Here is a 13,693-nt window from a genome sequence, read left to right on the forward strand (position 1 = left end):
ATCAATCCCATTGCTCAGAACGGCCTCCGGGGCGAGGCTGCATCCGGGTTACCCGGCGTCCCACGGCCCATGCGGCCGCGGATGGTCGGTGGTCGATGTCAGCCGCTCGTACAGGCCCACCAACGTCGCTTCGGCCAGTTCCCGCCCCATAACGGCCTCATGGACCTGCTCCGTGCTGGGGGCATCGGGCAGGACGCACGGCTCCGCCAGGGCGTAGAGATGGAGGACGTAGCGGTGCGGCTGCTCCCCGGGCGGCGGCTGCGGCCCGCTCCAGCCCCGTCGGCCGAAGCCGTTGACCAGTTCCGTGCCGCCCGGCGGGAGCCGGCCCGTCGCCACGCCCTCGCTGCGCGGATCGATGCCGACCACCACCCAGTGGACAACGCTGCCCGACGGCGCGTCGACGTCCTCGCACAACAGCACCAGCTCCGTCGCCCCGTCCGGCACACCGGACCAGGTCAGCGGCGGCGAGACATCCCCCGCGTCCTCGGTGTACCGGGGCGGAACACGGTGATGATCCTCGAAGACGGGGCTTGCGAGTTCGAGTGCGGTCGAGCGGCCCTGGTCCGCCCGTTGCGGCAGGACACGGCTCTCGGCCGACGGACCGACCAGGTCGGCGGGCGCAGTCTGCGGCGGCTGGTGGCCGCCGACAGGCGTACGCCGGTGGCCGCCGACGGGCCCGCCCTGTGCCACGGTGTCGGTACTGTCGGCGAAGAGCCTCGTGGCCAGCTCGTCGTCCAGGGACGCACGCACCTTCTCGGCCACGCTCCCCTGCACGGCCTCCCCCACCACCTCGATCACCGAGCGGGCGTCGTGGACCGCCTTCGGGAACTTCTTCCCTTCACGCCGGGCCACCCGCTCGAAGAACTCGTGTCCGCTCATGTGCACCCCGGTGCCGGGAACATCCGGTGCCTTCTCGATGCGCCGCAGGTGCTCCGCGATCTCCTGCGGCAACTGCGCGGCCAGTTTCTCGGCCAGCCCGGCGGGGATACGTTCGCCGAGGGTTTCCAGCGTCGCCCGGGTCGCCCTTTCCGCGGCGCCACGACTGTCCAGCCGCGCCCGCGACTGCACCTGACCGATGAACTCCTCGTGACGCATGGGACCTCACCTCCGGCCGGCCTCCTCGAACGTCCCGCCGATCGGGTAGCCAGGGCAGCACGCGGCAATCACCATGACGGGCAGAATCAGCCCTTGGGACTCGACGGGGCACCGCACCGGCTGGAAGGCGTGCCCAGCCGAAGCGCCGCTGGTCCGCGCTCGCACCGGCACGCCTCACGGGCTCGGGAGTGCCAAGCCCGTCCGAAGGGGGAATCGGTGGTCGAGAAGTTGGTCAGGGGAGCACCGGGTGACCCGTATCGACACGGGGCCGCCGCCGAGCCAGGCACCTGCGCAGGCGCTGCTGCCGGGCAGCGGCTGCTCGTACGAGCAGCACAGGGTGGGAGGCAGCGTGTGGCGGCCCTGCCTGCCCCTCGGGACTGGTGTGTGTGAGGTGTATGCGATGACCTTCCGTGAATTCCTGGCCGCCGTGCGGGAGCAGGGCGAATACGGCGACACCCCAGAGGTGCTGAGTGTCACCGAGGCGGTGCTTTCCACCCTCGGTGAGCGCCTGCAGCCCTCGGCAGCGAATCACCTGGCCGATCAGCTCCCGATCGAGCTGGCCGAGGTTCTCATGGACGCGGCCAACGACTACCCCGGCGGAAACTGGGGTGTGCAGGAGTTCGTCCGACGGGTGGCTCAGGCCACCGGGGACGACGAGGAGACCTCCCACGCACACGCCGAAGCGGTGCTCACCGTCCTCGCGCAGACGGTCTCCGGCGGGGAGTTGAACAAGCTCATCAGCCAACTCCCCGCGGGGTACGCCGAACTCTTCGGCCACACCGAATTGACCTGACACGGCGTCCCGGCCGGGCGCCCTCCCTCAGGTCGCCACAGCGTGGCGCTCTTGGAGTGCCTGCTCGCCGGAGGTGCGGTCCATCAGCCCCAGCAGTCGCCCTTCCGGATCCGTGACGACGATGGTGCGTACCCCTGCCTTGGCCATGCGCTCCAGGAGCGGGCCGAGCGGCTCGTCGGCCCGTACGGTCGCCGGTCCCGGGCGCATCACGTGCGCCACGCTGCCATCTGGGTGAGCCTCGGCCTCGCGGCGTCGCAGCAGACCGGTGACCACCTGCTCGTCGTCCACGACGACGCAGACCGCCTGCCCCGCTTCACGCAACTGTTCCAGCACCGGGCCCATCGGCGCGTCGGCCCGGCAGGTGACCACCTCGCGCTGCGCCACGTCCCCCGCCGACGGCATCTGCGCCGCCGGGCCCTCGGCGGGCATTCCGGCCGCGAGCCAGTCCGCCTTGCCGGGCACGTAGTCGTACACCTCGCGGAAGCCGAGCTGCTCCAGGCGGGCCGCGGCCCGGGGGCTCATGTCGCACAGCCAGTCCCAGCAGTACGCGATCACCGGCCTGTCCGGATCCAGCCGGGTCCGCGCCTCCCGGTCCAGATCCCTCAGCCACAGGTGCACCGCCCCCGGCAGATGTGCCTGTTCGTACTCCTCCCGGGGCAGCACCTCCACCAGCTGCGCCCGCTCCTCCTCGACGAGCCGGCGTACCTCCCGTCGGTCCATCACGCGTGTCGGCATCGCTCCCACCTCCTCGGCCCAGGGAACTCGGCAAGCAGTCCGGGCTGCCATACCTTGTCTCCGGGTTCCACCACAGCCGCCCGCCATGCCTGCACACCTCAGGACACGCGCCGGCAGCAGGATCCGGACCCGTCAGGTGACCGGGCTCGAACCGCTGCCCGGTCCGGGGCAGCAGCCGCGCCGGATGCGGACGGGTGCGCGTGCCGAACCCGTACACGCGGCCTGTTGTCTGGCATCTCCTACCGGCGCGGGTTCACGGGGGTTTCGGGAGCGGTGTTCTCCAGTGGCACGCGCTGGCCGCGGACGAGGCCGAACTGGACGGCCGGAGGCGGGCAGCAGCACGTCCAGGCGGCCTTGGAAGTGAGCTCGCCGGGCAGGAAGCTCCACGCCCACCGACCTACCCGATACACCCGGTTTTGTTCAGAAACGCGCGGGAACCTCGGTCACTGGTGTGTCGTCACCGGATGCAACGCCTCCATCAGCAGTGAGGAGAGCCGTCATGCAGCATGATCAGTTCATTGGTCAGGTGCAGGCTCGGGCCCGGCTGGACAGCCGCGGCGCCGCCGAGGCCGCCACTCGCGCCAGCCTCGAGACTCTCGCCGAACGCGTACCGTCGTCTCTGGCGGAGAACCTGGCTGCTCAGCTGCCAACAGAGGTGGGGGAACACCTGCGCCGGGTGGCGTCCGCGCCGGACGTCCCGGAGACGGGTGTCCGAATGAGCCGCCAGGAGTTCTTCGATCGCGTCGCGCAGCGAGCCGGCGCGGACTACCCCAAGGCCGTGTACGAGGCCCGGTGCGTGATCGAGGTCGTGGAGGACGCCACCCAGGGGTCGCTGACGGACAAGATCCGCCAGTCGCTCGATGAAGAACTCGCCGAGGTCCTCTTCGCCGGCAGTGCGGGCTCGGCCGGCGGCTGACCTCAGCCCGGAGGGAGCGTTTCCGCGCTGGTGGGCCACAGTACTCCAGCAGGACTTCTGTATACCTCCTGTGTATATCTCCTGGTCAACGGCCTGGCGGTGGGGACTGTAGCGGGGGTTTGGCATCGGCGGGTCGGTCTTGGGTCGGCCGTCCCGGGGAAGGCGTGCGCGAGCCTCGCGAGGCTGATGTGCCGTACCAGCCGACGTAGCGGCGGACCTCGTACTGGTCCAGGCCGCACTCGTTCTTCGCCGCCTGGCACTCCTCGATTGCCCGGCGGGTGCCGGCGACACGCACCAGGTCGTCAACGCCGGCGCCTAGGGACGCGTAACCGAGGTAGTAGTAGGCGATCTCCTCCGGCTTGTGCACGCTGCGCCGGGCCGGCGCCCATCGCTGGTGCACCAACTCCTCGCCCTGCTAGTCGAATTCGGCCACCGCGAGCAGCCGCACCGCGGCCCAGTCGTACACCCGCGGTCCCTTGGCGCCCTGTCCGCACGAGCGGCGCTCCCACGCCTCCTCGGGTGCCTGGGCGAAGAGGTGATCGATGCGTGGGCAGCCCACGGTGAACTGGGACTTGGGCACCGCCGGCACACGGCCGACACCGGCGTTCTCCAATACCCTCCGGAACCGGTGGCCTGCGCCGGCTCGCGGCCGCCGAGGCCGATTGTGGCGAACTCGTGCGGCTCGCTGCAGCACGAGGGTTGCACGTCGATGTCGCAACTCCTGTTCCTCAGTGGACAAGTGACTACGCGCAGATCCTGCTGCGAGCTCTGCCTGATATTCAACGCAACATCTTCCAGGTCACTGTGGAAGGTGACGGATGGGGCGACGCAGCCAAGCTCCGGGGCGACAACGGTGCCTCGCTCAAGGGGCGGACCGGCTCGATAACCCGCACCATCAACGCGCTGGTCAAGCGGGAGGAGCTGCCGCCTGGACTTCCCAAAAACCGATCGCGGCCAACAACGACCCGAACAAACGCTCTTACCAGCACACCGGGGGCTTCAGGATGCCCCAGGAGTGCCTGCCGGCATTCGGGGAGGCGTTCAAGAACATCCATCGAGAGCATCAGTGAGCAGGCATTCAGAGAGTGCGCGGGCCGCCCCTGCAGCGCGTGAAGCTGACGGTGTGGCGTTGACCCCTCCGATCGAGTCGATGCTCCCGAAGCCTGGCGGGAGCTGCCCGCGGAAACGGCGCTTCCCGGTCGTCTGGCCGCGGAACCCGGGGCGGACGGGTTCCGCGCCATCGTCTTCGCACGCCCGGGCCACGTGCTGATCGAGTCTCGTCGCGGGGCGGAGACCTGACGCCCGCATTCCCCGACCTCACCACAGCGGCATCGCAGGTGGCCGAAGAACTCGTCCTGGACGCCGAAGTCGTCGTGCCGTCCGAGGGCCGACTCGACTTCGGCGTACTCCAGCGCCGGGCCCGCCGCCGGGGCCGGAGCGCCGTCCAGGGCGCCGAGGACCACACCCCCTACCTGGTAATGGGAGTACGCACGGGGTTCCTACGCGGACACCACGGCTGTGATCGGGCGAAGTCGGCAGGTAGAAGACCCGTGCGGTTCTCACTTATGGGGTGAGCGCTCGTCGCAGTGCCTCGTCGAGGAGGTGTCGCAGCCGGGTGGCGGTGTCGGCCACCGCGGTGGCGAGGAGCGCCGGGCCGGCCAGGGGGACCAGCGCACCGTGGGCCGGGGTGTCGGGGTCGCCGAGGAGGACCGGTGGGCGGGCTGCCGGGGCGAAGGACGGGTCGACGACGAGGAGTTGACCGCAGGCGCGGTGCGAGCCAACTACGACCGGGCCGTCCCAGGCGGGGTGGGGGTCGCCGTAAGAGGTGTGCTGGTCGAGAAGGGGGCGGTCGGCGCGGAGCACGGTGAGGCGGGTAGTCAGGCGGCCGCTGGTCTCACCTGTGCGGCCGAGGATCTGTTCGTCCCTCAGGACGAGGCGGGCGGTGGATGCGAGGTCGACGGTGCAGGTCTGGCGGAGGCTGCTGCCGGCGGTGCTGATCAGGGGCTGCGGCAGCCAGTGCAGGGCGGCGTCGTCGCCGACGGTCAGGCGGATGTCGTAGGTGGCGGTGTCGTCGGTGGGGCCACGCAGCGCGATGGTGGAGGCGGCTCCGGTGATCTGGAGGCGGGCATGCGGGCCGGCGTCGGCATGGAGGGCGAGCCGGTCGCCGCCGAGGGGGCCGCTCATGGCGCCGATGACGTCGACACGGGCCAGGCCGCCACGCGGGCGGAGCCGCTGGAGGTGAAAGGGGCCGTCGCTGCTGAGCAGCGGAAGGGTGGTGGTGCGGCCGTTGTGGCCGGCCCGCACCCGGGCGGTTGCCACGACGGTGGATGCGTCCGGGAGAGCCGCGGGGAGGGACGCGGGGTCTTCGGCGAGCGTGCTCATGTCTTCTGCTCTTCTGCCGGGTCGTGACGGGATCAGTGTGCGGCGACGGCGGGTTCGGGCCGCGCGGTCCCGTGACGCCAGGCGGTGAGGCGTTCCAGCACCCAGTCGGCGACGGGCCGGACGCCGTCGTCGCCGGTGAGGGAGGTGAAGACGACGGGGAGGCCGACGCGCCGCTGGACCGCGTCGGAGGCCATGGTGGCGAGGTCGGCGCCGACGTACGGGGCGAGGTCGGTTTTGTTGACGACCAGGAGGTCGGCGGTGGTGATGCCGGGGCCGCCCTTGCGGGGGATGTCGTCGCCGCTGGAGACGTCGATGACGAAGATCTGCGTGTCGACGAGGCCCTTGGAGAAGGTGGCGGTGAGGTTGTCGCCGCCGGACTCGACGAGGATCAGACCCAGGGGGCCGAGGCGGTCCTCAAGCTCTTCCACGGCCTCCAGGTTGGCGGAGATGTCGTCGCGGATCGCGGTGTGCGGGCAGGCTCCGGTCTCCACGGCGGTGATCCGCTCGGGGGGCAGGACGGCCTCGCGGAGCAGGAACTCGGCGTCCTCACGGGTGTAGATGTCGTTGGTGACGACGGCAAGCGAATACCGGTCGCGCAGGGTGCGGCAGAGGGCGGCGACGGTGGCGGTCTTGCCGGAGCCGACCGGACCACCGAGGCCGACCCTGAGGGCGCGGCGGGTGCCGTCAGGGCGGTGGGCGTCGGCGGATACGCCGCCGGGGCCGTCGTGCGTGTGGTCGAGGTGCATGGGCGTGAGCTCCTTCGGGTGTGCGGGGAGTCCGGGTTCGGCGTCAGGAGGCGAAAAGACGCATCGGCCAGGCGGCGTGCTGTTCGGCGGTGATGTCGAGCAGTGGCGACGACGCGGCCGGCAGGGCGCCGACTCCCTCTTCGGCGACGCGAGCGGCGGCGTCGGCGGCCCGGTGGGCCACGGCGTCGGCGTCGGCGCAGAGACGGGCCAGGACCGCGGTGGCATCGAACGGGTCGAGGCCGAGCAGCCGCACGGCCGCGGTGGCGGGGCCCGCGACGTTGTTGAAGGCCGCGGCATGTGCGGCGTCCAACGCGGTGAGGCCGGCCGCGTGGGCGGCGACGCCGAGCACTACGGGCTGGTGGGCGCCGCCCGGCAGATCGCGTGCCAGCCGCTCCAGCGCCTCGCACGGCCAGGCCGCGCGGGCCGCCCGCAGCATCTGCCGCCCCAGCTTGCGGGCCGTGGCCCGCAGCGCCGGGGCGGGCGTACGGGCGTCGGCGGCCTCGTCCAGGACGAGCGGGTCGTGTCCGGCGGCGGCCGCAGCTGCCAGTGAGGCGGCGGTGAGGCCCGCGGTGTGCAGGCGGCCACGGCAGAACGCGTAGAGGGTGGCGGGATCGTGGACGGCGCGGGCGGCGACGGCGGCCTCGACGCCGCCGGAATGCGCATGGTCTCCTGCCGGGAAACGGCCGTCGGCGAGGACGAGGAGAGCGGTACGGCTCATGGACGGATGGCCATGCCTTTCGAGGGCGCGGCGGGAACAACGGGACGGGCGACGTCCGGCCTGCCGGGCCGCCCGCTCCGTCGTCCACCAGACGGTCAGAAGATGAAGTAGCGCTGGGCCATGGGAAGTTCCGACGCGTAGTGCGTGGGGGCAGGCCGCTGGGGGCAGAGCGCCTCGTCGGCCTGCGCCTGTTCCTCCTTCTGCCGGCGCAGTTCGGTGATGCAGATGTCCTCGATGAACACCTCGTAGGTGGTCGGGTCGACCCGGATGTCCGGGGTGGCATCGTTGAGCACCATGTGCCGTTTGAACACCCGGCGGGTGTCCTTGATCTCGTACAGGGCCTTGCAGATGCCGAGTTCCTGCGCGGTGACCGTGGCCTGCGGGCTTACGAAATTGACCGAGTTGGCGCCTGGAGCGTTTCCTGTGGCGCCCCACATCGGGCGGGGCAGGACGGGCTGCGGCGTCGGGATGGATGCGTTGGCGTCACCGACCTGCGCGTAGGCGATCTGTCCGCCCTTGAGGACGAGGTGCGGCTTCACGCCGAAGAACTTCGGCTCCCACAGCACCAGGTCCGCCAGCTTGCCGGTCTCCACGGAGCCGATCAGGGCGTCCGCGCCGTGGGCGATGGCCGGGTTGATCGTGTACTTGGCGACGTAGCGGCGGGCGCGGAAGTTGTCTGCCTCGTGCCGCTGCTGTTCCTGCTCTGCGGCGGTGCCTTCGCGCAGCTGACCGTAGCGGGTCTTCATCACGTGGGCGGTCTGCCAGGTCCGCATGATCATCTCGCCGATGCGGCCCATGGCCTGCGCGTCGGACGACATGATCGAGATGGCGCCCATGTCGTGCAGCAGATCCTCGGCCGCCATCGTCGAGGGTCGCACCCGGGAGTCGGCGAAGGCCCGGTCGGCGTCCAGCTCAGGGTTCAGGTGGTGGCAGACCATCATCATGTCGATGTGCTCCTTGACGGTGTTGACCGTCAGGGGGCGCGTCGGGTTGGTGGACGCGGGCAGGACGTTCTCCTCCCCGCACAGAGTGATCATGTCGGGGGCGTGGCCGCCGCCGGCGCCCTCGATGTGGAAGATGTGCAGCGGACGGTCCTTGAACGCGGCCTTGGTGCTCTCCACGAAACCCGCCTCGTTCAACGAGTCCGCGTGCAGAGCGAGTTGCACGTTGTTGGTGACGAGGCCGTCCGTCCGGTCGTCGTCCTCCGGGCTGTTTCTGCCCTCGCACACCTTCAGGCAGGTGTCGATGACCGCGGGGGTGGCACCCCAGTCCTCGTGGATCTTGAGGCCGATCACGCCGGCCTTCACCTGGCCGAGCAGCGACTCGCGGGACATGGTGTTGCCCTTGCCCAGCACCCCGACGTTCACCGGGAACTCATCCAGCGCCTTGAAGAGACGCTCGACGTGCCACTTGCCTGGGGTGACCGTGGTCGCGGTGGACCCCTCGGCCGGTCCGGTGCCACCGCCGATCAGGGTCGTCACCCCGGACGCGAGGGCCTCGCCGACCTGCTCCGGGCAGATGAAATGGACATGGGTGTCCACCCCGCCCGTGGTCAGGATGCGGCCCTTCCCCGAGATCACCTCGGTCTCCGGGCCGATCACGAAGTCCGTCGGCCCGTCCGTCCGGCCCTCGTGGATCTTGGCCATGGTCTCCGGGTTGTACGCCTTACCGAGGGCGCTGATCTTCCCGTCCCGGATCGCGACGTCAGCCTTGACCACGCCCCAGTGATCCAGGATCACCACGCCGGTGATCACCGTGTCCGGAGGACCGTCCTCGCCGTCGCCGCGTGGTGTCGCCGACTGGCCCATCGACTCACGGATCACCTTGCCGCCGCCGAAGACCACCTCGTGCCCGCTCCTGCTCGCCAGCAGGCTGACCTTGCTCTTGTCCTTGCCCTGGCAGTTGTCCTCGTCCTCGGGCGCAGGAACGGACGGAGGGGCCGCCAGATCTTTGGTGAGACCGCCTGACCAGTCGTCGGTGACCTTGATACGCAGCGCGGTGTCCGCCAGCCGGATCTCGTCCCCGGTCGTCGGGCCGAACAGGTCTACGTAGACCTCGCGCTCGGTCGTCCTGGTGTTCTTCCGCTCAGCCACGGTCATCAGCTCCCTCACCGTCGGAGTCCTCCGGGGCCTGGTCCTGCAGCAGCCCACCGACCAGCCCGCGCAGCCCCAGCACCTTCCGCTCGCCCTCGACGCGCACCAACTCCACCGTGCGGCGATCACCCGGCTCGAACCGTTCGGACGTGCCGGCCGCGACGTTGAGCCGCTTGCCGTACGCCCGTGCCCGGCAGAACTCAAGCCCTGCGTTGGCCTCGTAGAAGTGGTAGTGCGACCCGACCTGCACCGGCCGGTCGGTCGGGTTGTGCACCTCGATCTCCGTGACGTCCAGCCCCGGGTTCAGAGGCACTGCCTCGTCGACGAAGTCGACTTTGCCGGGGTGGAGTTCGATCTCCTCGCGCGGCGCGTCGAACGGGTCGTGGATCGTCACCAGCTTCGTGCCGTCCGGGAACGTCGTCTCGACCTGGACGTTGTCGATCATCTCCGGGACACCGTCCATGACGTCCTCCCGTGTCAGGATCCCCCGCCCCGAGTCCATGATCTCGCCGACACTCCGACCGATCCGCGCCTGGTCGTAGACGTAGGCGGTGAGCAGCGCCACCGCCTCCGGGTAGTTCAGCCTGATTCCCTGCTCTCTGCGCTGTCGCGCCACGCCGGCCGCCACATGGACCAGCAGGCGCTCCTGCTCATGGGGAGTGAAATGCATGGTGCCCCTCTTGACTCCAGAGACCAACGTCCGTCGACGGCGCGGGCACGCCGGGCCCACCGAAGCCAGAGGTCCGCGCCACGCTGCGCCACGGCCGATCGTCCTGGCTCTGGCCGGCGCGTCGACGCGGAACTTTCGCTTTCCCTCCGGACGGGCGGCGGGGCGAACATTTCGGCGAGAGCGGAAGGAATCAAGCCTTCACATTGCGAACCGGTGATTTCCGGCCTGCGGGGTTCGCGTCCCTCAAGGGGCGTAACACACGAACGTTTCTGCTCCGAGGCAGTGTGCACCTCGGCTTGGAGGCGCACTTGCGGCCGGACAGGAGCCGCCCCCTTCTGTGATCACATACCGCTCCTTCCCTGCCTATGCCCGTTCAGGAACCGGCAAGCCACGCAGACGTCTGGTGTCGGCAGTGGCCGGTTGACGACCGCCGCGTCCGTAGGGGAATCGCACGTAGCGGCGGTGATCATCCGCAGGCCAGGCAAGGTGGCCGCTCGTAGCGCAGCCGAGACTTATGGACACGAGACTTAGGGACAACGGACAGCCTGAAACCCTGTCGATAACTTCGGTTCGTACGCCATTCCGCCGGGCTGCCGCTCGGGGCCGACAACGCGTCCATGGAGCGGGTGGTCCGATCAGTAGCGCAGGAGCACGCCGATTCCGTCTTCCAGGGACGTCTCCTGCCGGGGAACGACGACCAGTTCGGCACCGGTGGTGACGGCAGCCTTCAGCAGGGCGGCGCCCGCGGGCTGCTTCTCGTAGCTGGTGACACCGAAGGTTTCCAGGTCGCTGGCGGACAGCGCGATCTGGTCGGGCGCGGTGCCGATGCACAGCGGGGGCCATCCCTCGGTGGGGTGGTTGACCAGAAGGGCGTCGGCCTGACCGCGTTGCAGGGCTGCGACGGCGGCGGGCAGCCCCTCGCCGGCGGAGTGGCGGGCGCGCTGGGCGGCGAAGCGCTCCAGCCGGTCGCGGTCGTGGGCGGAGAGGCGCCCCCGGAAGAGGTCAGCGAGCTGAGGCTCGAGCAGGGCCCGGCCGGTCTCAACGTCGTCCTGTCCGCTGCGGGGGACGGCGGCCACGCGGTGCCTTACCGGGGCGGGCAGGCGGTTGACCAGGACGCCACGGGCCCAGCTGTCCCCGCAGACCACCAGAGTGTCGGCGTGGCCGAGGTCGATGAGGTGGGTCAGCTCGTCGGCGAGCCGCTCAGCCTCCTGGTGCCACTGGTGGATCGGTATACGCAGGCGGGTGAGGCCGCGGGGGGCGACCGAGCTGCTCGGCCAGCGCCCGGTTTGCAGCTCTACCCGCAGGTCTTCGGGGGTTGTGTCGCTGTCCTTGGGTTCGACGCGGGTGAGGACGACCGCGGCGTAGGGGATGTCAGGAGCATGCTCCAGCGCCAGCGGCATGGCGTCGGGAAGCAGGCCGTAGCTGGTCCTGTCCACGGGAGGAGGCTGGGACAGCTCCTCGGTGAGGACCAGTTCGCCGTGGGTGACGAAGAGTGCCTGGCCATGGCGTCCGGGCACGTCGGCGTCGGTCCCGATGGCATCGGCGGAGGCGTCGGCGGTGACCGGGTCGGCGCCGAGCTCGATGAGGTCCGAGCGGGCGTGGTGTCGCCGCAGCTCGATCGCCTTGTCCGGGTTGCCGATGTCCCGCGAGGTGTCCACATAGACGGACGCGTACGGGCCCGGCCGGGCATACAGGGTGTCGAGGAAATGCAGCCTCATACGCAACTCAGCTCCGTATAGGCATTCGTGTATGGGTATTCGTGTCGTGCACGCTGCTCAGGCCTGCTCGGGCGGGATTGTTCTACTGGGCCCGGTTTCGGGCACCAGCAGTGTTCCGACCCCTCCTCCGGGACAGGCGCAAACCAGGCTCCGGCCGGGTCGGGTCGGCAACAGGGGTTGGGGGGCGGGGCCCGGGCTGGGCACCGGCTCCGGCTCCGGCTCCGGCTCCGAGGGACGCGGCTGGGTCTCGCAGCCTCCCGTGGTCGAGCGGGTTTACGTAGTGCTTCTCCTCCCACCGTACTCACGCCCTGCGGCGAAACGTGTACGCAGACCGGGCTGGAACCGACAGCCCTGCCGTGCACGGGCCGCCGTATGCCGCCGCTGCGCGGAGCCAACAGCGCCGAGCCGGCTGGTGCCCCGATCGCGCATCACCTGCGGCAGGCCTTGCGGGAAGAGTGAGACCCCACAGGTGATCAGCGCGGTGCTACTGCAGCTGCACACCCCTCCCGCCCGGAGGGATCGTTCAACTGATCGCCTGGCCCCAGCGTCCCGCGACGCGCTGCCGTTCGGCGGGCCTGGTCCTGCATGCGCCGGCGGTCCCGTTGTCCGCACACGAGTTGTTCGCCCCCGATCGCAGCGATGCTGGCGCCCAGGGCGGCCAAGCGGCATGCCACACCGCAGAATCTCCTGATCCGCGTTCGCCAACGCCACCGTCGACTACCTGGCGACGCCACAGCTCGCCTCCCGGAAGTTCAAACATCAGCGCGGCAGGTCAACGGGTGCGGCAGTGACCTGCTGGGCGGCGGAAGTCGGCCAGTGGCAGCCTGAGCGGCCGATGCGCCGCAGTGTCCATGCGCGCCCACCGCCCGTGGCTTGTCGTGCCGGCCCCTCCGCGTGGAGACCACCCGCGACGGCCGCCGGCCAGGCATCTGGGGCAGGCAGGTCACGGGGATGAGGCCGGCCTGCCCCAGGGTGAATGCCTGGAAGAGGCGGGTCAGGCGTCCACCGGTCACCGGCCTTGCGACCGGTTCCACCTCGTACAGCGCAGCAGCCTCCCGCGCTGTCACACATCCGGTGCACGCCATGGCCCGTGGCCTTCCCGGCAGCCGGGCGGGGGTCCTGCCCAGGTGCGTTGTGGCGGCTTACGCCGCGCGCCCGCGCGGCGTAAGCGCTACGGCATTCCTCAAGCCAGGGCACGGTGGGCCGGACCGTCTTGCCCTGCGGATGCGTGTCGACGCCACATACGAGGCGAGCTGACGCGCCAGGCGCCACCCGAATCTACTGAACGGCGACGCCACCGGGGCACGCTCTCGCGGAGGGTGCGGGCTGGGGTCGGGCACCGTCACGATCACGCAGTTGTCACGGTGCTCCAGCCAGCGGTCGCTGCACCATGACCTCCGCTGGGACGCCACCGCGCCGCTCACGCCTGGCAGGACGTCCTCGTGGTCCGGGTCCGGCAGGTCCACGTCCGAGGCCGCAATCGGCGCTACTACGGTCCGCACGTCCGGCTCAGGCCCGGCCCGCCCGAGCCGAAGTGTGTGTTCCGCGGCCGCGACGGCTGGTGCCTGGTGCTGCCGCTGGACGTACGCCCGGCCATGCCCCCGGACGTGGTCGATGCGTTCGTACGCGCTTACCGGGCGGCCGCCGGCAGGGCCGACCCGGACCGGGCTGACCGCGGTATCCGTGAACGTACGGACGTCGGGGTTTTGCCGCGCAGGTCTTGACCCGTTCGCCGTCGACGATTCAATAATGGCTTGTCCACATATCTAAACTCCGTTTCCGCATATGGACATGCGCTGGGATGGCCACGCGTCAGCCGACACAGGA

Annotated in this window: 11 protein-coding genes and 1 pseudogene; 3 read left to right on the plus strand and 9 right to left on the minus strand. The window is 70.3% G+C overall.

Annotation, left to right across the window (positions count from 1 at the left end):
- Window positions 1-48: 48 nt before the first annotated feature.
- Window positions 49-1,095 (minus strand): YbhB/YbcL family Raf kinase inhibitor-like protein, encoded by a 1,047-nt coding sequence (locus tag ACWD3C_RS34195; RefSeq protein ID WP_451150055.1) that lies wholly within the window; start codon window positions 1,093-1,095, stop codon window positions 49-51.
- A 247-nt stretch (window positions 1,096-1,342) separates the two neighbouring features.
- Between ACWD3C_RS34195 and ACWD3C_RS34200 the strand changes: the two genes are divergently transcribed.
- Window positions 1,343-1,888, plus strand: a complete 546-nt coding sequence (locus tag ACWD3C_RS34200) for a DUF2267 domain-containing protein (protein ID WP_451150056.1) — start codon at window positions 1,343-1,345, stop codon at window positions 1,886-1,888.
- 27 nt (window positions 1,889-1,915) lie between these two features.
- Here ACWD3C_RS34200 and ACWD3C_RS34205 read toward each other — a convergent pair whose 3' ends face one another.
- Entirely contained in the window at window positions 1,916-2,623 is a 708-nt protein-coding gene (locus ACWD3C_RS34205; RefSeq protein WP_451150057.1) for a rhodanese-like domain-containing protein, read from the minus strand.
- Between the two features lie 499 nt (window positions 2,624-3,122).
- Between ACWD3C_RS34205 and ACWD3C_RS34210 the strand changes: the two genes are divergently transcribed.
- Window positions 3,123-3,539 (plus strand): DUF2267 domain-containing protein, encoded by a 417-nt coding sequence (locus ACWD3C_RS34210; protein ID WP_451150058.1) that lies wholly within the window; start codon window positions 3,123-3,125, stop codon window positions 3,537-3,539.
- Between the two features lie 2 nt (window positions 3,540-3,541).
- On the opposite strand, the pseudogene ACWD3C_RS34215 reads toward ACWD3C_RS34210, so the two are convergent.
- The 7 genes and pseudogenes from ACWD3C_RS34215 to ACWD3C_RS34245 all read right to left on the minus strand — a co-directional run.
- Window positions 3,542-4,179, minus strand: a pseudogene (locus ACWD3C_RS34215) (IS701 family transposase); the annotation flags it as partial.
- Window positions 4,180-5,102: 923 nt separating this feature from the next.
- Window positions 5,103-5,921 carry an urease accessory protein UreD gene (locus ACWD3C_RS34220; RefSeq protein WP_451150059.1) on the minus strand — a complete coding sequence of 273 codons (819 nt, stop codon included), beginning with the start codon at window positions 5,919-5,921 and terminating at the stop codon, window positions 5,103-5,105.
- 32 nt (window positions 5,922-5,953) lie between these two features.
- Window positions 5,954-6,667, minus strand: coding sequence for an urease accessory protein UreG (ureG, locus tag ACWD3C_RS34225; RefSeq protein WP_451150060.1), 714 nt, complete (start codon window positions 6,665-6,667; stop codon window positions 5,954-5,956).
- A gap of 43 nt (window positions 6,668-6,710) precedes the next feature.
- A complete protein-coding gene (locus tag ACWD3C_RS34230) occupies window positions 6,711-7,385 on the minus strand; it encodes an urease accessory protein UreF (RefSeq protein ID WP_451150061.1) in 675 nt (224 codons plus the stop codon).
- Between the two features lie 95 nt (window positions 7,386-7,480).
- Window positions 7,481-9,484: an urease subunit alpha gene (gene ureC / locus ACWD3C_RS34235; RefSeq protein ID WP_451150062.1), complete on the minus strand. Its 2,004-nt coding sequence runs from the start codon at window positions 9,482-9,484 to the stop codon at window positions 7,481-7,483.
- Window positions 9,471-10,148, minus strand: a complete 678-nt coding sequence (locus tag ACWD3C_RS34240; protein ID WP_451150063.1) for an urease subunit gamma — start codon at window positions 10,146-10,148, stop codon at window positions 9,471-9,473. Before ACWD3C_RS34240 ends, ureC begins: the two co-directional genes overlap by 14 nt.
- A gap of 635 nt (window positions 10,149-10,783) precedes the next feature.
- Complete coding sequence (locus tag ACWD3C_RS34245; RefSeq protein ID WP_451150064.1) at window positions 10,784-11,866, minus strand: baeRF2 domain-containing protein; 1,083 nt, start codon at window positions 11,864-11,866, stop codon at window positions 10,784-10,786.
- A gap of 1,442 nt (window positions 11,867-13,308) precedes the next feature.
- Here ACWD3C_RS34245 and ACWD3C_RS34250 point away from each other — a divergent pair.
- Entirely contained in the window at window positions 13,309-13,590 is a 282-nt protein-coding gene (locus ACWD3C_RS34250; RefSeq protein WP_451150065.1) for a hypothetical protein, read from the plus strand.
- Window positions 13,591-13,693 lie beyond the last annotated feature (103 nt).

Source organism: Streptomyces sp. NPDC002845 (genome assembly GCF_053591955.1).